The sequence below is a fragment of the Cellvibrio sp. UBA7671 genome, from assembly GCA_002483145.1.
GTDB lineage: Bacteria > Pseudomonadota > Gammaproteobacteria > Pseudomonadales > Cellvibrionaceae > Cellvibrio > Cellvibrio fibrivorans.
The window spans coordinates 23,156-41,898 of sequence record DLHJ01000018.1; the positions used below are offsets into that span (position 1 = coordinate 23,156).

Annotated in this window: 14 protein-coding genes; all 14 read right to left on the reverse strand. The window is 51.1% G+C overall.

All coding sequences use genetic code 11. The annotated features are described in order from the left end of the window. Positions 1-17 precede the first annotated feature (17 nt). The 14 genes from B4E62_RS18760 to metG all read right to left on the reverse strand — a co-directional run bounded on the left by B4E62_RS18760 (position 18) and on the right by metG (position 18,677). The gene (locus B4E62_RS18760) at positions 18-590 is read right to left on the reverse strand and encodes a flavin reductase family protein (protein WP_331353140.1); all 573 of its coding nucleotides are present in this window, start codon (positions 588-590) and stop codon (positions 18-20) included. Between the two features lies 1 nt (position 591). Continuing rightward, positions 592-1,155, reverse strand: coding sequence for a hypothetical protein (locus B4E62_RS18765; protein WP_331353141.1), 564 nt, complete (start codon positions 1,153-1,155; stop codon positions 592-594). Between the two features lie 36 nt (positions 1,156-1,191). Beyond that, complete coding sequence (locus tag B4E62_RS18770) at positions 1,192-2,115, reverse strand: transglutaminase family protein (RefSeq protein WP_310075836.1); 924 nt, start codon at positions 2,113-2,115, stop codon at positions 1,192-1,194. A gap of 13 nt (positions 2,116-2,128) precedes the next feature. Further along, positions 2,129-4,687, reverse strand: coding sequence for a circularly permuted type 2 ATP-grasp protein (locus tag B4E62_RS18775; RefSeq protein WP_331353142.1), 2,559 nt, complete (start codon positions 4,685-4,687; stop codon positions 2,129-2,131). Between the two features lie 111 nt (positions 4,688-4,798). Beyond that, positions 4,799-8,230: a transglutaminase family protein gene (locus B4E62_RS18780; protein WP_331353143.1), complete on the reverse strand. Its 3,432-nt coding sequence runs from the start codon at positions 8,228-8,230 to the stop codon at positions 4,799-4,801. A gap of 278 nt (positions 8,231-8,508) precedes the next feature. Beyond that, complete coding sequence (locus B4E62_RS18785; RefSeq protein ID WP_331353144.1) at positions 8,509-9,228, reverse strand: peptidase; 720 nt, start codon at positions 9,226-9,228, stop codon at positions 8,509-8,511. Positions 9,229-9,404: 176 nt separating this feature from the next. Further along, complete coding sequence (locus B4E62_RS18790) at positions 9,405-10,232, reverse strand: mechanosensitive ion channel family protein (protein WP_331353145.1); 828 nt, start codon at positions 10,230-10,232, stop codon at positions 9,405-9,407. A gap of 29 nt (positions 10,233-10,261) precedes the next feature. Then, entirely contained in the window at positions 10,262-10,978 is a 717-nt protein-coding gene (locus B4E62_RS18795; protein ID WP_331353146.1) for an electron transport complex subunit E, read from the reverse strand. After that, positions 10,971-11,636 carry an electron transport complex subunit RsxG gene (rsxG, locus tag B4E62_RS18800; RefSeq protein ID WP_331353147.1) on the reverse strand — a complete coding sequence of 222 codons (666 nt, stop codon included), beginning with the start codon at positions 11,634-11,636 and terminating at the stop codon, positions 10,971-10,973. Before rsxG ends, B4E62_RS18795 begins: the two co-directional genes overlap by 8 nt. Then, a complete protein-coding gene (gene rsxD, locus B4E62_RS18805; protein ID WP_331353148.1) occupies positions 11,636-12,712 on the reverse strand; it encodes an electron transport complex subunit RsxD in 1,077 nt (358 codons plus the stop codon). Before rsxD ends, rsxG begins: the two co-directional genes overlap by 1 nt. Before the next feature lie 38 nt (positions 12,713-12,750). Beyond that, entirely contained in the window at positions 12,751-15,144 is a 2,394-nt protein-coding gene (gene rsxC, locus B4E62_RS18810) for an electron transport complex subunit RsxC (protein ID WP_331353149.1), read from the reverse strand. Between the two features lie 20 nt (positions 15,145-15,164). Then, a complete protein-coding gene (rsxB, locus tag B4E62_RS18815; RefSeq protein WP_331353150.1) occupies positions 15,165-15,833 on the reverse strand; it encodes an electron transport complex subunit RsxB in 669 nt (222 codons plus the stop codon). A 42-nt stretch (positions 15,834-15,875) separates the two neighbouring features. Continuing rightward, positions 15,876-16,466 (reverse strand): electron transport complex subunit RsxA, encoded by a 591-nt coding sequence (gene rsxA / locus B4E62_RS18820; protein WP_007644160.1) that lies wholly within the window; start codon positions 16,464-16,466, stop codon positions 15,876-15,878. Positions 16,467-16,655: 189 nt separating this feature from the next. Continuing rightward, positions 16,656-18,677, reverse strand: coding sequence for a methionine--tRNA ligase (gene metG / locus B4E62_RS18825; protein WP_331353151.1), 2,022 nt, complete (start codon positions 18,675-18,677; stop codon positions 16,656-16,658). Between the last annotated feature and the right edge of the window lie 66 nt (positions 18,678-18,743).

Below are 18,743 nucleotides of genomic sequence, written 5' to 3' on the forward strand. Positions count from 1 at the left end.
ATTTGCGTTTGAGTATTCTATTCAGAGTAACTACTCTCTGTTCTAAACGCCTCGCCCGTCATATAAAACTCCCCACCCGCCATATAATGGATACTGCGTTTTTGCGGATCGGCGGAAAAATGCCAGCGGCCATCAATAAATTGTTCGGCGTCTGCGTAAGCGGCAACAACTTCGCCGACGATGACATCCATTGACTCAGCGCCTTGCTTGATCACTTTGCATTCCAGCCAGCCGATGCAGTCTTCAATCAAGGGTGCGCTAATCTGTGCGGCGGGAAAGGTCTTTATCGCGTAGCGTGCAAATTTATCTGTATCGCGGCCAGATATATCGCCAACATCTAACGTCAGTTTTGCAATTTTTCGCATGGGAAATTGCAACGCAAATTCACCACTGGCATCAACCAATTCTCGTGTGTAGGTATTTTTGTCGATCACCACTGCAACTTTAGCCGGTGAAAAATCTACCGGCATTGTCCATGACGCGGCCATAATATTGCGCTGGTTTCCGTACGCGCTCGTGACGATGCTGACGGGGCCATGGTTAAATAATTTGTAGCTGTCTTTGAGCGGGATAGAAATGTGTTTTGTCATGTTAAAAGGTTAACCCTGTTCCGACATATAAATTCCAGAAGTTGGCTTTGCTTTCGCCCGGCTCACCAAAGTGTTGATAATCCACGCCCACACCTAACAACATATGCTCGTGTATGCGTAAACCGATTTCAGCATTCCCTTCAACAAGTGCTTCCCAATCATCGAGTTCCGGTTGTTTGAATTTAAATCGGCCTGCCCCTGCACCTACGCTCCCCATTAAATAAATTCCTGAGTCATAGGCAAATTCGTCGTAAGTCAAACCGCCAAAGCCAACGGCAAGTGTCTCTACTTTGGCATCGGGCATGGAATTGTCGAGATTGGTAATACTTTGTTGCACGCCGAGGTAAATGGGAATGGGAGAAAATATAATTTTAGCGCCCAGGGTTCTTTCAAATTCCATATCGTATTTTTCATAACTGCGGTCGCCGCGATCAAATTCATCCTCATCGGCGTCGATAATGCCTAGCGGGGAATATTTGAGTTGCAGTACAAAGGGTGCATCATTTTGTGCAAGCGTGGCATGTGTAAACAGCGAAAATAAAATGCAAGCAATCATCTGCTTCATAATGTTTTCCTTTATGAAAGGGTATACGGGTAGATGTTAGTTTTGGCTCTGGCTCTGACTTTGTGTGGGAATAAAGTCGTCTTCTATTCTTCGCACATCAACCGATACAAATAATTGTGGTGAATGCCCGCCGCCGAAGATTACACCTTTGAGTGGTGCTACATCGGAGTAGTCGCGCCCCCATGCGGTGGTGATGTGTTGTTCGCCGGTAATTTTATTGTTGGTGGGGTCAAATTCATACCAGCCTTCGCCGGGGGAATAAACAGCAAACCAGGCGTGTGTAGCGTCGGCGCCGATTAATTTCTCTTGCCCCGGTGCCGGCAGTGTTTCCAGATAGCCGCTGACGTAGCGCGCGGGATAGCCTAAGGAACGCAAACAGCCAATCGCAAAATGGGCAAAGTCCTGGCATACACCGCGTTTGTATTTGAGCACATCGGCGAGTGGGGTAGCGACATCGGAAAATTCCGGGTCATAAATAAAATCGGTAAAAATCCGCTGGGTTAACTCCATCACTGCCGATAAAAATGGGCGGTCATCCGGGAAGGATGCGGCTGCGTATTCCGCCAGATCAGGATGCTGCTGTACCATCGGGGAGTCCAGCATAAATTCGCGTGCGCACAGGGTTTCCCAATCTTTACTGTGCTTCAGTAAATATTTCACGTAGGTGCAGGGATTACCGAAATCCAGGTTGATATTGATTGCGGTATCTTTAATGGTAATTTCGCTGGTGATGCTGACATCCAATTCGGTGTGGTCTTTTTCTATTGAAAACTGCAGGAATTGATTGCCAAAATAATCCGTGCGCATATTGCGTGTTGTGGCAAGCGGCGAGACTTTTACCTCGATTGAATCGATACGCTGTTTTTCCGTGTAGCGCGGCAGTACATAAGCAAGGTTATAGCAATTGCTTACGGATAGCGCATAGCGGTAGCGAGTGCTGTGTATAATCCTGTATTTCATACAAACACCTGTCTCATAAGTGATCCTGCCATTCACTATTTTTGACCAATAATTGCGGCCCCTCAGCGTGATCAAAATAGCGCTGGCCAATGGCTTTGGCGGCGGTGCCGATTAAATATTGCAGGCGCGAAAGCAATTGATCCAATTCGCCGCGAATACCATTAGCGGTTTTGGCGAGCGTTTTAATATCGCTTAACTTTAACGCGGTAGTCGCTTCCAGCAGTAATTTATGTTCAGTACTGAATTCATCGCGGTTATCGGGTAGATCGGCAAAGTGATGTTCCAATTGTGTCAGCTGATAAATCAACGAGCGCGGATTTTTACTGTTGAGCATAATCATTTCCAATCCCTGGTCGATGCGAATGCCGTTTTGATAGCGGCGGCGATAAGGAATTAACGCTTCACCGCAGAGCAGGCTGGATTCAATTAATGTTTCCTGTTCGACTTCATCAAAACTGGTGACCAGCAGTGAGCGCAGAGTGTTGACGATTTGCAGCGCGCGCTCCAAACGGCGCCCCATCTCCATAAAGTGCCAGCCACTGCCGCGCGTCATGCTTTCATGGATTAATCCGGCAAAGGCGAGCAGAGTGGTAATGAGTGGCGCCAATGCTTCTTCCGGTGCGGAGAGTGCATCGGGTTCCAGTGCAATTTTTAATTGCTCAAGCTCATCGCCAATATCGTTAATGACGCGTTGCGTATCACTGGATAATTGTTCTTTGACTTGCTCTGCTGAGTGAACCATTGCCATTAAATTATTGGCAACGCTGCCGAGCCGCTGTTGATCCAAAATAATAGAAATCATTTCCGGTTCCGGATTTTTCAGCAGTGCTGTGTGCAAACTGGTAAAGCCGGGGTAGGTCGCGGTGACATGGGTGATGGCACTTAATAGTGTGCGGCACACTGCGTCGGGTAACTTTTCGGTTTTATTTAATTGGATAAATACCGTGCGTAATAAACGCATTGCCGATTCGGCGCGTTCTGCGTAGCGCCCCATCCAAAATAAATTTTCCACCACCCGGCTGGGTAATGCGTTGCTGCTTTCGGCTGCGGGTTGTGTATCGAGCGGGCGCAGGCTGATTTGTTTTTCCGGTTCCGACGCCAATACCCAAGTGTCTTTGGAAACAGAGCCGCGTTGGTTGGAAATAATTTTTTTATCAACATCGAGATTCACACGGGTAAGGCCGCCGGGCATCACCGAATAGGAGCTTTCGCTCGCAACCGCAAAGGTGCGCAAGACCGAGGCGCGGGGCTGGATAAGCCCTTGATGCCAGGTTGGTGTTTGTGCACCCACAACATATTCCTGCGCGACAAATTGCAGCGGGTTTTTGCGGATGCGGTTTTGCCAGGCTTGTAATTTTTTATCGTCCAAATCTGCGCCGTAGACTTCATACAAACCGGGGCGACGATAAGTGGGTTTAATTAATAAGTGTTTTAAATTTTTGCACACGTATTCCAAATCATCGCTATTGCCACACCACCAGGTTTTCACGGAAGGCATTTGCAAGTCGCGCCCTAAAAGCGCCTGCGAAATTTCCGGCAAATAACGCAGCAGCGCCGGATTTTCCAATACGCTCGAACCGAGCGGATTGGCGATGGCAACATGGCCGAGCCGCGCGACTTCCAATAGACCCGGTACACCCAAACGCGAATCGCCTTTTAATTCTACCGGGTCGCAATAAATATCGTCCACGCGGCGCAAGATTACATCGACGCGTTTTAGACCGTCGAGTGCCTTCATCCACACATAGCCGTTGCGCACACTCAAGTCACTACCTTGCACTAATTGGAAACCCAAATAATTGGCGAGATAGGCGTGTTCAAAATAGGCTTCGTTATAAATACCGGGAGTGAGCACCACAATGCGTGCAATGCCGCCGTTGGGATTTAATTCATGCAAACGCTGACGCAGGCGCGAAAAAAATAATGACAGGCGATGCACATGGCTATCGCGGAATAAACTGGGGAACACGCGGTTCATCACCGTGCGATTTTCCAATGCATAGCCCGCACCTGACGGTGCCTGGGTGCGGTCGGCCATTACCTGCATGCTGCCATCGGGCGCGCGTACCAGATCGGCGCCGTGCAAAATGAGTTGATGGCTGCCTTGCAATTTTATATTTTGGCAAGGGCGCAAAAAACCATGATGGGAAAATAATAAATCGGGCGGGATTATGCCTTGGCGTACCAGCTTGCGTTCGCCGTAAATATCTTGCAACAACAAATTAAATAACTCGGCGCGTTCAACCAGCGAAGTTTCTATCTGGTTCCATTCATCGCTATTGATCAGCAGCGGAATGGGGTTGAGTTGCCAGCTTTGGTTTGCATCCGGCTCGTCGTAAATTTTGTAGGTGGCGCCATCGTCGCGCAAAATGCGGCGGGTTTTTTTCTGGCGCTCTTCAATCGCATCATGCCCCAGGCTTTGCAAGCTGTGGAGCAAATACCGCCAATGGGGGCGAATCCTGCCTTCGCTGTCATAGGCTTCGTCCACACCAAGTTGCGGCGCGGGATAGATAAAGTCCTTAATGTTGGCTGGATCGACCGGATTTTCCATAAGCGTGGAATAAGGATTCATAAAAATAATTTGTCATTGTTATACGTATGACGCCCATTGTAACCCGATTTTGTTGTGCTCAACCTATACACTCCCAAGCAGGGCTTGGGAGTAAGGTGTGTCAAGCATTAATTACTTGCGCAAATCCAATGTGTGCGGATATTCATCGGCCGGTTCTTCTGGCGGTGGTGCCATAGGTCTGGGCGGATGTTTGTGTTCAAAAAACTCACGCAAGATTTTTCCTGCCGGTGTAATCGGCAAGGCTCCGGGTGTATGGTTGATATCAAAGAAGCGGTTGCCACGGCGCGATTCCGCTTCATTGGCATTGACCGGGAAGCGATCATAACTGCGGCCACCGGGATGGCTGACGTGGTAGGTGCAACCGCCAATGCTTTTGCCGTTCCAGGTATCAATCAAATCAAACACCAGCGGTGAGTGAATGCCGATGGTTGGATGCAAAGCTGATGGTGGCTGCCAGGCGCGATAACGCACGCCGCCAACAAATTCACCGTGTTTCCCCGTTGCATTCAAACACACGCGGCGACCATTACACGCGAGTATATAACGCCCTGGTGTTAAGCCGCTGACTTTGACTTGCAAACGTTCGAGCGATGAATCCACATAGCGCGATGTACCAAAGCTGCTGACTTCTTCACCCAGCACATGCCAGGGTTCTATCGCCCAGCGCAATTCGATTTCAATATCATCCAACTGCACGCGACCATAATGCGGGAAGCGGAATTCTTCAAATGCTGCCAGCCATTCAAGTTGGAAGGGATAGCCGTGTTCATTTAAATCGTTTACTACATCGCGCAAATCTTCCCACACATAATGCGGCAACATAAATTTGTCGTGCAGCAGCGTACCCCAACGTACCAACGGTTTTTTGTAGGGTTCTTTCCAGAAGCGACTGATCAAGCAGCGCAATAATAAAATTTGCACTAGCGACATACGCGCATGGGGAGGCATCTCAAAACCGCGGAATTCCAAAATTCCTTGGCGTCCGCTGGCGGTGCCGGGCGCATATAATTTGTCTATACAAAATTCGGCGCGATGGGTATTACCGGTGATGTCGATTAGTAAATTGCGCATCAAGCGATCTACCAGCCAGGGTTGATCGACTATGCCTTCCGGCATTTGTTGAAACGCGATTTCCAATTCGTACAACATTTCGGCGCGGCCTTCATCGGCGCGTGGCGATTGGCTGGTTGGCCCGATAAATAAACCGGAAAATAAATACGACAAGCCGGGGTGATGTTGCCAATAAGTGACAAGGCTGCGCAATAAATCAGGGCGCCGTAAAAATGGACTGTTCGCAGGTGTTGAGCCGCCGAAGGTGACATGGTTGCCGCCACCGGTGCCTGAGTGGCGCCCATCAAGCATAAATTTTTCGGTGCCCAAGCGGCACTGACGCGCGTCTTCGTAGAGTGCTTCAGTGTTGTTGACTAAATCCGCCCAGGTTTCTACCGGATGAATATTCACTTCAATTACACCTGGGTCGGGCGTAATTAAAAATTTCTTCAAGCGATAATCTTTTGGTGGTTCATAACCTTCCAATACTACTGGCATATTCAAGGTCGCGGCGGTATCTTCAATCGCTTCGATTAACGCGACGTAATGTTCAAGATAAGTCAGCGGCGGCAAAAATAAATGCAAACGACCATCGCGTGCTTCAAAACACATGGCGGTGCGAATCACATATCCCGCTTCAATATAATTCGGCTTTGGTGCGCCGCCCAGTGCAGCTTTTTGTTCGGCAATTTTTTGTGCGATGGTATTTTTGACCGCACCGCTTTTTTCTGCCGTTAGCGCCGTTGCCTGCTGGCCTTTGGTTGCAAGTGGTTCACGCGGGCCGAGTGGATCACTTTCCGGTTGGTAACGCTCGTATTCATGTTTGGGGAATTCGAGTGAATTTAATGGTAAACGTAAACCGAGAGGAGAATCACCCGGTACTAACATGAGTTCGCCGGTGCGTAATTTCCAGCGACCGGTCAGCCAGCTTTGATTGGTATAGTTTTGGTTCTGGCTATAGTTCCATTCAATCGGTAATACATAGCCACTTTCAGTATTTAATCCGCGCGATAATAATTTTGCGATACGACGACGCTCCAGGTCATCTTTTAAATCGGCTTCGAGTGGATTGATATCTGGCGGTAGTGTTTGCTCCGCCCAGAGGTAGTAGAGCACATCTTCATATGCAGGAATTAAATGATCGCTATTGACGTGGATTTTTTCACACAAGAGTTGCGCGAATTTTTTTGCATCGATATGGGTGAGGCCATAACTTTTATCAGCGCGCGCCAGTAAATGCGGATTATTCCAGAGGGCTTGGCCATCTGTGCGCCAGAAACAGCCGAGCGCCCAACGCGGTACTTCTTCACCAGGGTACCATTTGCCTTGGCCATAGTGCAGTAAACCATTCGGTGCGAACGTTTCGCGCATCCGGAGCAACAAATCTTTTGCGAGACGCAATTTATCGGCGCCCAGTGCACCCGTATTCCACTGCTCGGATTCCATATCGTCAATTGACACAAACGTGGGTTCACCGCCGGTGGTCAAGCGCACATCCTGTTCAATTAATTCTTTATCAACGGCAGCACCAAGTGCGTTGATAGTTTGCCATTGGTCTTCGGTGTAGGGTTTGGTTACACGCGGGTCTTCAAGGATGCGGAACACTTCGTTGCTGTACGAAAACTCCACTTCACATTTACTGGTAGCACCGGTGATAGGTGCAGCAGAAATCGGATCGGGAGTGCAGGCGAGTGGGATGTGGCCTTCGGTCGCGAGCAGACCGGAAGTTGGGTCGAGACCAATCCAGCCAGCGCCGGGAATATAAATTTCAGTCCATGCATGCAAGTCAGTGAAATCTTTTTCCGGGCCGCTGGGGCCATCGAGCGCTTTGATATCGGCAGTGAGCTGCACTAAATAACCTGAAGCGAAACGCGCGGCGTAACCTAAACGGCGGAAAATTTGTACGAGTAACCAGGCACTGTCGCGACAGGAGCCTTTAGCGAGTGTCAGGGTTTCTTCACAGGTTTGGATACCGGGCTCAAGGCGCACCCCATAACCAATCGCTTGCTGAACCAGCTGGTTGATACTCACCATAAAGTCGTTCACCGCCCAGGGTTTTTCACTCAGCTGGCGGTGGCGGATATCGGCTTTGATCTTATTTACTATCTCCATCAATTGCGGTCCGTTTTCGCTGATTTCGAGATAGGGAATTAATTCGCGCTGCAATTGCTCGTCGTAATCAAATGGGATGTGTTGCGCGTAGTCCTCCACAAAAAAATCGAAGGGATTGATGGAGGTCATATCGGCGACGACTTCGACTTCAATCGACAGGGTTTTGGTCTGCTCGGGAAATACCAGACGCGCTTGAAAGTTGCCAAAAGGATCTTGCTGCCAATTAATAAAATGATCAGCGGGTTCGATTTTGAGGGAGTAGCTGTGAATTTTGGTGCGGCTATGGGGCGCTGGGCGTAAACGTAGTACATGGGGAAAGAGTGAAGTCAGGCGATCAAATTCATATTTTGTCTTGTGATGAATGGCAACGCGGATAGCCATAAATTAATTCCTTCCTTCAAAGTGCGGTTTATGGATCATGCTGGTGCACTCAAGTGTGCACCAGGCTGGGAAAAGGGCAAGTTATTATCATCCCCGTCGGTTGTTACGCTATTTAGGTCGCGGTGATGGCCGCTTAACTTGCCTACTATTTTTGCTGCTATTAGTAAGGCAATAACTGCACCATAAGTGCCCTAAGGTAAAAAATGGGTCTGACAGAAACAAAAAAGCGCCAGTATCGGTTGGATACTGGCGCTTTCAGGGTATTCAGTGATGAGCAATTAGTTTTGCGGCGGTGGCGGTAACTGCAAAAAAGCTTCTACGATCAGGCAATCCCAGGATTTGGTCAGCTCGCGCAGGTACTGGTTATCCGCCTCAAACACAGAGTGCTTCATGTAGCCGCTGTTAGTGGCGTAGGTCATCAGCTCAATGGGTGGGCCAACGGTAAGGTTGGACTTCATAGTGGAATCCATGGAGACCAAGGCGCAAAGCGCTGCGGTATCCAGGCCGGTTTCGGGTTTTAGGATACGATCGAGGATCGGCTTGCCGTATTTGCTCTCGCCAATCTGTAAATAAGGTGTTTGTTTGGAGGTGGTGATGTGATTGCCCTGCGGGTAAATCAACATAACCGCTGGTGAATCGCCGTTAATTTGCCCGCCCAACAGGAAACTCGCTTCGAAACTGACATTACTGTTGTGCTGGGCGTGCTTTTCCTGAATGGCAATGCTGATTTCGCCCACGTAGTCGGCGGCATCATGGATGCTATCGAGTGTGGCGAGGCTAATATCGGCGCCGTCTTTGATGTCCTTGCGAATTTTCGCGATCACGGATTGGGTGGTAGCAAGATTACCGGCCGAGTTGATCACGATCTGGCGATCGCCCTCAATGCCGAAGTGATACATCTTGCTATAGGTGCTGACCTGATCAACACCCGCATTGGTGCGCGAGTCTGAGCAAAAGATCAGGCCGGCATCAACTTTGATCGCAACGCAGTAGGTCATAACAGCAACCAAGGCTCAGGAAAAAAAGGGCGCTTAGGTTAAGAGCAGGGGGGGGATGCGTCAAGGCTAATTTGGCGCATTAAACAAAGAGTTCTAATTCACCCTTCAATCCGCCCCAAAGCCAGACGACACTCATGATGATAGGTCGCCTCAACCTTGGGTACTGATTTGGATAGCTAAGCAGGGGCTTTGCTACTGTGGATATGGATGGGCGGGAAAGGGATAGTGATGCCATTGGCATCGAAGGCGAGTTTGATTTTTTCGGTGAGGGCGAATTTTACGTCCCAATAGTCTTCCGTTTTTACCCAGGGGCGCACAAAAAAATTCACGCTGTTGGTAGCCAGCTCGCCCACGGCAATCAGGGTGTCCGGCTCCGGTAATATGCGCGGCTCATCTTTGATAATAGCGGCGATAATATCGCGCGCAGCGCGCAGGTCGTCTTCATAGCCAATGCTGAAAACCATATCGATGCGACGGGTAGGACGCTTTGAGTAGTTAACGATATTGCTGCTGTAGATGGCACTGTTGGGAATAATCACTTCTTTGTTATCGCCGGTGTGCAGAGTCGTTGAAAAAATACCAATTTTTTCGATAACACCGGCGGTGCCCGCTGCCTCGACAAAATCGCCACCTTTGAATGGGCGGAAGATTAACAACATGAAACCGGCAGCAAAGTTTTGCAGTGAGCCTTGTAGTGCCAATCCGATGGCCAATCCGGCTGCACCTAACACGGCAATAACGGAATTAGTGTTCACGCCCAATTGATCGAGTGCGGCGACAATCACAAACACCAACAGTAGGGCATTCACCAGCGACTGGATAAATTCCACCAGAATTCTATCCAGCTTGGTGCGGCCAAGTACTTTGCCGAGTATGCGTGCGATGAATTTGGCAACCAATTGCCCGATGAAAAAAATCAGCAGTGCAATCAGGATTTTAATACTCCAGGGCGCAATAAATTTGGAGTAAAACGTGATTAATTCAGCTTTATCAATCTCAAACATTCTTCTTTTCCTTTATCGGGCAATATTTATCAAGCGACACTGCCGGTAGTACGCACGCGTTTACTGCCTTTGGCTGCCTGCTCTTTAACGGCATCGGCACGCGCTTTTAATTTTGCATCGATCACATTTTTTCCGGCGATTAAAAAACCCACCACAATAAATGCACCGGGCGGTAGCAGCGCGAAAATCACATTGGGAAAACTTTCACCAAACACATTGAGTTGCCAACTGCGGGCTGATTCGCCAAACAAGAGTTGCATGTCGGCAAATAAATGGCCGGTACCGAGCAATTCGCGCACCGCACCGACACAGACCAGTACCAGCAAGAAACCCATTCCCATCATAAAACCGTCAACGGCAGAAGGAATTAATTTGTTTTTACTGGCAAAGGCATCAGCGCGGCCGAGTACGGCGCAGTTGGTCACGATCAGTGGGATAAATAAACCGAGAATTTGATACAGCTCGTAGGTGAAGGCTTTCATCAGCAATTCAATACAGGTTACGGCCGAGGCGATGATCATCACAAACGCGGGCAGGCGCACTGCATCGCTCACATAAGAGCGGATCAGTGAAACAGCAGAGTTAGTGGTGGTGAGTACGAGCAGCGTTGCCAACCCCAACCCCAGTGCGTTAACGACAGTCGAACTCACTGCCAGCAGCGGACAGAGGCCGAGCACTTGAACGAGCGCCGCGTTGTTGCTCCACAGGCCTTTTTGGGTAATCTCTTTGTAATTGACATCACTCATGGACTTCACCTTTAGTTACCGTTTGGGCAAGTGGCTGGGTATCGATAAACAAATTTTGCTTATTGGCTGCGACAAATTCCAATACACGTTTTACCTGGCCGACCACTGCGCGTGGTGTGATAGTGGCACCGGCGAATTGATCAAAAACACCGCCATCTTTCTTCACTTTCCATTCTTCAATCACCGGCACGTTCAGGTTTTTGCCATTGAAACTTAAAATCCACTGGTGTTTTTTGAGTTCGATTTTATCCCCCAGACCGGGTGTTTCCTTGTGCAGCAACACGCGTACACCGGCGATGCTGCCATCGCGCTTCACGCCGACAATCATGCTGATATCGCCTGAATAACCATCGTGTGCGGTGGCGGGAATAATCAGCGCAGTGATTTCATTGCCGCGGCGGGCGCGATAAATTTTGCTGTCTGCCCCGGTACCTAAAGGTTCCCATGCGCTATCGGGTACGGGGATGGTGTCGTTGAGCAAATCGTTATCGTGATCTTGCAGTGGAATTATTTCAAACAGGGCGCGCTGTTGTGCAGCGCGTTCAGCGGCGGCGATACGTTCTTGGGTGCCGAGATTGGTCAGCGCCAACGCGCCAGCTGTAAACACCGCAAAAGCTGCGAGGATAAAACTGTTCTTGCTAATGGATTGGCAGAGCATCAGTGACCTCCATCTTGTTTGCTGGCGTCAGTCGCGCGCCGCGGTTTTTTGTGGCCGTAGGTGCGCGGCGTGGTGTAGTAATCGATAAAGGGCGCAGCAAAGTTCATCAACAAGACTGCGAAACCTACGCCGTCCGGATAGCTGGTGCCCCAAGCACGGATCACATAAATCAATACACCGATCAAGGCGCCGTAAACGATACGGCCGCGTGTACTTACTGCTGAGCTGACTGGATCAGTCACGATAAAAAATGCACCGAGCATAGTCGCGCCCGAGAGCAGGTGATAAATCGGTGAGCCGCCGGAGTTGGAGCTGCCGCTGTCGTAAAAGAGTGTAGCCATTACGACTAGTGCAATCAGCATCGAAATCGGCGCATGCCAGGTAAAGACTTTTTTGTAGAGCAGATAAATTCCGCCCAGCAAAAACGCGATATTCACCCACTCCCAGCCAGCGCCCGCCCAGTGGCCTTCGGCAAATACGGGTTGCTGTTGGTAGAGGTCATCCAGTGTCAGACCGGAGTTTTGCTTCATCACATCGAGGACAGTGGCAGAGCTGTAAGCGTCGATTGGTGTAGAGAAAAAGACTTTATCCAATGCAGCAACAAGGCTGGGTGCGGTTTGGCCATCGGCCAACATCGGCAGTGGAGTCGCCCACTGGGTCATCTGCACGGGAAAGGAAATCAACAGCAATACATAGGCGACCATCGCCGGATTAAAGGGGTTAAAACCCATGCCACCGTAGAGTTGCTTGGCTAATACTATGGCGACAAAACTCGCGCTGATTACAAGCCACCAAGGACAATAGGGCGGTAGGGAAACACCAATCAAAACCCCCGTTACCAGTGCGCTGCAGTCGCGCAAATAGAACATAACCGGGCGCGCGCGCAGTTTCATCACCAGCGCTTCAAATGCGATGCAACTTAAACTTGCCAACAGCACATTGATCAGCACGCCAATCCCGAAAAAGTGGGTGAGTGCGACTATGCCGGGAATAGTGGCGTAAACCACCAGTCGCATGATGCGCCCGGTGCGATTGGCCCCGTGGGTATGGGGCGAGGTGATATTTAATAACGCCATGCTGTTATCTCGTTAAACCACTGTGCAGCAGAGCTGCACTATGCCAGCTCATTCAGTTTTTCTTCCAGCTTCGTCACACCTGCGCGGAAGGCTTCTATATTTGCGTCGTTTTCTGCTTCGGCTTTGGCTAAGCGCTCGCGTGCTTTGGTCAGACGGGTCTGCAGGGATTGGATCTGCTCCGCGCGTTTTTCTTCATCGCTCATGCTTGCCATCGCTGCCGCCTTGGCTTTGGCTTTTTCAATCGCCGCTTGGGCGGCGCTTTGTTCTGCGGACACAGGTTCTGCGGACACAGGTTCTGCGACCGGTGCAACTGGTGCCACAGGTTCAGGCACTGCGATAGGCTCATCTTTAATGCCCAATGCCGTCAGCTCGGCGAGTGCCTCGGTAATTTTTTGCTGCAGTTTTTCAGCGCCTTGCTGTAACGCATCCAAATTGGCGCTGCCTTCCGTTTTAGCAGCGGCGACTTTCTCTTCCGCTTTGGCCAAGCGCGCACGCAAGGACTCCAGATTCGCGCGGGCTTTGTCTTCCGGTGACATAGTCAACTTGGCTTGCGCGCGCGCGATAGCGGCGGCAACCGGGTCGTTCATATCGACTGCTGGTGCTACTGCGGCGGCTGCAACGGTAAGCGGAGCTGAAGTTGCCGCTGATTCGGTGCTACTTGTTTGTGCCGAGAAGTCGGCGAGCTTTTTCTCGGCTTCGGCAAGCTTTAATTCAGCCTGCTTAATACGCACTTGCTGTTTGACCAGCTGCTCGTCGCTAATGACTGGATTGGTTTTATTGGGCACTAGCGGTTTTTGCTGGAACTCCAAGGTGTTTTTAGCGGCAGCCACCAGCCGTTCAAGCTTGGCTTTTTGCTCATCGGGCGCGACCTGTACTGCGCTGGAGACGGCTGCCGCAGCGCTAATGACATTGCTTGATGGAGCGGGTGCAGCCGCTTTTTCAGCCAGTTTCTTCTTGGCTTCTTCTGCTGCTTTTTGGCGCGCTACGCGTTTTGCTTCTTTCTCGGCTTCTTCTTTGGCGATGCGCTGCTGGCGGAATTCAAAGCGCTGGCGCGAACGGTCAGACTTTTCTTTTTCGATTTCATGCAGGCGGATACTGCCTTTGGCGGCGCGATAGTACTGCACCAGCGGAATCGTACTCGGGCACACATAAGAGCAGGCGCCGCACTCGATACAATCGAACAGGTTGTGGGATTCGAGCCGGTCAAAATCTTCCGCCTGCGCATACCAGAACAACTGTTGCGGTAGCAGGCTGGCGGGGCAGACTTCGGCGCACATACCGCAGCGGATACAAGCTTGCGCGGGTAGTGGCTCGGGTAATTCCTGCTTGCTGGGGGCGAGAATGCAGTTGGTGGTCTTGATGACCGGAGCATCCAAATCCAGTAAGGTAAAGCCCATCATCGGCCCGCCCATCACTACGCGCGAGGCGTTGGTGGCGTTAAAGCCGTGCTGGGCAAGTACATAGCTGATAGGGGTGCCGAACAGCACATCAATATTGCGCTGGGTGGTGAGCGATTCACCCACAACAGTGGCAACGCGTGACACCAACGGCTCACCGAAACGCACCGCGCGCCAAGCAGCGACGGCAGTACCCACGTTGACGCAGATAACGCCTATATCGGCTGAGTGATGACCGCTGGGAATCTCGCGTCCGGTGAGGATCTGGATTAATTGCTTGGCACCACCGGAGGGATATTTGGTAGGGAATACCACGACCTGAATATTCGCCGCTTCCGGATCATTGACGGCGGCACCCGCCACAGCGGCTTTTACGGCGGCTATGGCGTTGGGTTTGTTGTCTTCTATACCGATCAGCAGGTTTTTAGGGTGATGCAAGATATGGCTCAGTAGCAACGTGCCCGCGACCAATTCGGCGGCGCGCACTTGCATCAACATGTCGTCAGCGGTGATGTAGGGCTCACATTCGGCGCCGTTGAGGATCAATGTATCGATCACTTGGGTCGATTTGGGTGCGAGTTTCACCGCGGTCGGAAAACCCGCGCCACCGAGGCCAGCCACACCAGCGGCGCGGATTTTATCGAGCAGCGCTAAACGATCAAGGCTGCGGTAATCCCCGCATGCGGTCAGTTCGATCCACTCGTTTTTGCCGTCCGGTTCTATCACTACCGATTCACTGTTCATGCCCGATGGATGCGGAATCGCTCGCTCTTCAATGGCAATTACGGTGCCCGAGGTTGAAGCATGTGTGTTGGCGCTAAAGGTGCCATCCGCGGCGCCGATCAGTTGCCCGGCCAGCACGCGTTCGCCTACTTGCACCACTGGTTGCGCAGGTGTGCCCATATGCTGGTTGAGCGGAATCACCAATACCGGCGGCAGCGGCACTGTGCCCAGCGGCAATTGCAGGGATTGGTGTTTGTGCTCGGGCGGATGCACGCCGCCGGGCAGTTCCCATACTTTGATCAGGCTTGTCATTTCGGCAGCTGTCTCGTCATTTACGCGGCTTTGTCGCCGTCGCGCTGATCGCCAAAGGCCTGGCCGCGTCCGAGGTCGGAGGCGATCAAATTCACTTCGTGGGCGACTACATGGAATACAGGAGTTTGGTTGGTCGCAGGCAAATCCCACTTCCAGGTTTTGAGGTCAGTTTCCACAGGGATCATATCGATACAATCCACCGGGCAGGGTTCGACACAGAGGTCGCAGCCGGTACATTCATCGGCGATCACCGTGTGCATATGTTTGGCGGCGCCGAGAATCGCATCCATCGGACAGGCCTGAATGCACTTGGTGCACCCGATGCACTCGTCTTCTCGGATATAAGCGACGCGTTTTACATCCAGATGTTCACCGTGTTCGGCGTCCAGACTAGGCGCTTCTACATCGAGTAAATCTGCCAAGGCATTAATAGTCGCCTGGCCACCGGGCGGGCATTTGTTGATCTCTTCACCCGCAGCGATGGCTTGCGCATAGGGGCGGCAGCCGGGGTGGCCACATTGGCCACATTGGGTTTGCGGAAGGAGCGCATCGATTTGATCGACGATAGGATCGCCTTCGACTTTGAATTTCACCGCCGCAAAACCCAGCACCGCGCCAAATGCCGCCGACAGGCCACCGAGCGCAAGCAGGGCGCTAAGGATGGGATTCTGGAGAATAAATTCGATCATGCCAGTACCAGAGTTATTGGTGTAAGTGCCAAAGGTTGTCCGTTATTGCAGGCTGACCAGCCCACCAAAGCCCATAAACGCCAGCGCCATTAAACCGGCGGTGATCATGCCAATCGCCGCGCCTTTGAATGGCACAGGGACATCGGCGACGGCCAAACGCTCGCGCATCGCAGAGAACAATACCAACACCATCGCAAAACCGAGGGCGCCGCCAAAACCATACATAGTGGATTCAAAAAAGCTGTGTGCCTTTTGCGTATTGAGCAGGGCAACACCGAGCACAGCGCAGTTCACGGTAATCAGTGGCAAGAACACGCCAAGTACGCGATAGAGGAGCGGGCTGGTTTTTTCCATAAACATTTTTACGAACTGAACCACCGCCGCAATCACCAGAATAAAGGCGATAGTGCGTAAATATTGCAGTTCCAGCGGCGCCAGCACCCAGGTATCGACCAGATAGGTACAGATGGAGGCGAGGGTCATCACAAACGTTGTTGCGCCTGCCATTCCAATAGCGCTCTCAAGCTTGTTGGATACGCCCATAAATGGGCAAAGGCCGAGGAACTGGGCCAATACGAAGTTATTCACCAGCACCGTACTGAGCAAAATGATCGCTAACTCGCTGAAACTCATGATGATTGTCCAATGAAGGAAGGCCGCGTAAGTGAAAACCCGATTGAGAGGGCGGCGTATTATCGGCAAGTAGAAAAGCATTCTCAATAAAAATGACATAAAGCCTTATTGGCTTTATCTATATCCTTATTCTATTCCCCTGATTGACGCCTCCCCTCAACAGGGGAGGTGTTTGTGTCCGTAGGATTTTTACATCACGCGTTGGCCGGGTTTTGCTCCCGCATGTGGTTCCAACAAATAAATCTCTTTATCGCCTGGGCCTGCAGCCAGCACCATGCCTTCGCTCATACCGAACTTCATTTTGCGCGGCTTGAGATTGGCAACTACCACGGTGAGCTTGCCGACCAGGTCTTTCGGATCGTAAGCACTTTTAATCCCCGAGAATACGTTGCGGGTTTCGCCGCCCAAATCCAGCGTCAAACGCAGCAGCTTGTCGGAGCCTTCCACGTGTTCAGCATTGGCGATCAGGGCTATACGTAAATCCACCTTGGCAAAATCAGTAAAGTCGATTTCTGCCGCAATAGGTTCTGCGGCTGATTCCGCTTTTGCTGCGGGAGCAGCAGTGGCGAGCGCTTCTTTGCTGGCATCGATCATTGCATCCACCTTATCTTTTTCAACGCGGGTGAGCAGTGGCTTGAACTCGTTGATTTTCTCGCCCGCGCGGAAACTGATTGGCGCATCCCAGTTAAGTGTTTCACCCAAAAAGGCTTCAGCATCGGCAGTCAGCGCAGGTAATACCGGTTTAAGGTACGTCAGCAGCGCACGGAACATATTAATTCCGAGGGTACAAACCGCTTGGGTTTGCGCTTCTGCGCCCGGTTGCTTGGCTAATTTCCAAGGCTCTTGCGTGGCGATATATTCGTTGGCGGCATCGGCCAGCGCCATGATTTCGCGCATGGCTTTGCTGTAGTCACGAGTTTCATAGTAATTGGCGATAGTCTCGCCGCCATCCACAAACTTTTGCCACAAGTCAGCATCGGCAATCTCGCTTGTCAGCACACCACCGGCGTTATTGATAAATTTGGCAGTACGGCTGGCGATGTTCACTACCTTGCCCACCAAATCCGAATTCACTCGCTGAATGAAGTCTTCCAAATTGAGGTCGATATCGTCCACATTGCTGGTCAGTTTGGCCGCGAAGTAGTAGCGCAGGTATTCCGGATTCAAATGATCGAGGTAAGTGCGCGCATTAATAAAGGTGCCGCGCGATTTGCTCATCTTGGTGCCGTTCACGGTCAGGAATCCGTGCACACAGATTTTGGTTGGTGTGCGCAAATTGGCTGAATACAGCATTGCTGGCCAGAAGAGGGCGTGGAAGTTGACGATGTCCTTACCAATAAAGTGATACACCTCAGCGGTGGAGTCCGGCTTCCAGTACTCATACCAATCTTCGCCTTTTTTATCGAGCAAGTTTTTCAAGCTGGCGATATAGCCGATGGGTGCATCCAGCCAGACATAAAAATATTTGCCCGGCTCGCCGGGAATTTCAAAACCGAAGTAGGGCGCATCGCGGGATATATCCCAAGACTGCAACCCGGCGTCGAGCCACTCCGCCATTTTGTTTGCCACTTCATCCTGTAAATGACCGGCGCGGGTCCAGCCTTTCAAAAAGTCGCTGAATTCGGGCAGGGTAAAAAAGAAGTGCTCGGAATCTTTGGCAACCGGTGTTGCGCCAGAAATGGCGGATTTGGGGTTGATCAAATCCATTGGTGAATAGGTTGCACCGCATTTTTCGCAGTTATCGCCATATTGGTCTTCGGTTTTACATTTCGGGCAAGTGCCTTTGATGTAGCGGTCAGCGAGAAATAGTTGCTTTTCCGGATCATAAGCTTGGGTAATGCTCTTGCTGGCGATATGGCCGTTGGCCTTCAGACGGCCATAAATCATGTTCGACAACTCGCGATTTTCATCCGAATGAGTTGAGTGGTAATTATCAAAGCCGATATTAAATGCGGCAAAGTCAGCCTCGTGCTCGGCTTTCACATTGGCGATTTGCTGTTCCGCCGAATGACCCAACTGCTCAGCTTTGAGCATGATCGCCGTACCGTGCGCATCGTCCGCACACACGTAAGTGCAATCCACACCGCGCAGTTTTTGGAAGCGCACCCAAATATCGGTCTGGATATATTCCACCAGATGGCCGAGGTGAATCGAACCATTGGCGTAAGGCAGGGCGCTGGTAACCAGGATCTTGCGGGGTGATTGAGTCATGGATTAAAACCTGTCAAAGCTGGAGTCTATGGCCGGTAGCGGCCAGCCGAAAAAATGGGGCGCACT

Coding starts and splice junctions, on each gene's coding strand:
- B4E62_RS18760 (WP_331353140.1), bottom strand. CDS start 590: ATGACAAAACACATTTCTATCCCGCTCAAAGACAGCTACAAATTATTT.
- B4E62_RS18765 (WP_331353141.1), bottom strand. CDS start 1,155: ATGAAGCAGATGATTGCTTGCATTTTATTTTCGCTGTTTACACATGCC.
- B4E62_RS18770 (WP_310075836.1), bottom strand. CDS start 2,115: ATGAAATACAGGATTATACACAGCACTCGCTACCGCTATGCGCTATCC.
- B4E62_RS18775 (WP_331353142.1), bottom strand. CDS start 4,687: ATGAATCCTTATTCCACGCTTATGGAAAATCCGGTCGATCCAGCCAAC.
- B4E62_RS18780 (WP_331353143.1), bottom strand. CDS start 8,230: ATGGCTATCCGCGTTGCCATTCATCACAAGACAAAATATGAATTTGAT.
- B4E62_RS18785 (WP_331353144.1), bottom strand. CDS start 9,228: ATGACCTACTGCGTTGCGATCAAAGTTGATGCCGGCCTGATCTTTTGC.
- B4E62_RS18790 (WP_331353145.1), bottom strand. CDS start 10,232: ATGTTTGAGATTGATAAAGCTGAATTAATCACGTTTTACTCCAAATTT.
- B4E62_RS18795 (WP_331353146.1), bottom strand. CDS start 10,978: ATGAGTGATGTCAATTACAAAGAGATTACCCAAAAAGGCCTGTGGAGC.
- rsxG (WP_331353147.1), bottom strand. CDS start 11,636: ATGCTCTGCCAATCCATTAGCAAGAACAGTTTTATCCTCGCAGCTTTT.
- rsxD (WP_331353148.1), bottom strand. CDS start 12,712: ATGGCGTTATTAAATATCACCTCGCCCCATACCCACGGGGCCAATCGC.
- rsxC (WP_331353149.1), bottom strand. CDS start 15,144: ATGACAAGCCTGATCAAAGTATGGGAACTGCCCGGCGGCGTGCATCCG.
- rsxB (WP_331353150.1), bottom strand. CDS start 15,833: ATGATCGAATTTATTCTCCAGAATCCCATCCTTAGCGCCCTGCTTGCG.
- rsxA (WP_007644160.1), bottom strand. CDS start 16,466: ATGAGTTTCAGCGAGTTAGCGATCATTTTGCTCAGTACGGTGCTGGTG.
- metG (WP_331353151.1), bottom strand. CDS start 18,677: ATGACTCAATCACCCCGCAAGATCCTGGTTACCAGCGCCCTGCCTTAC.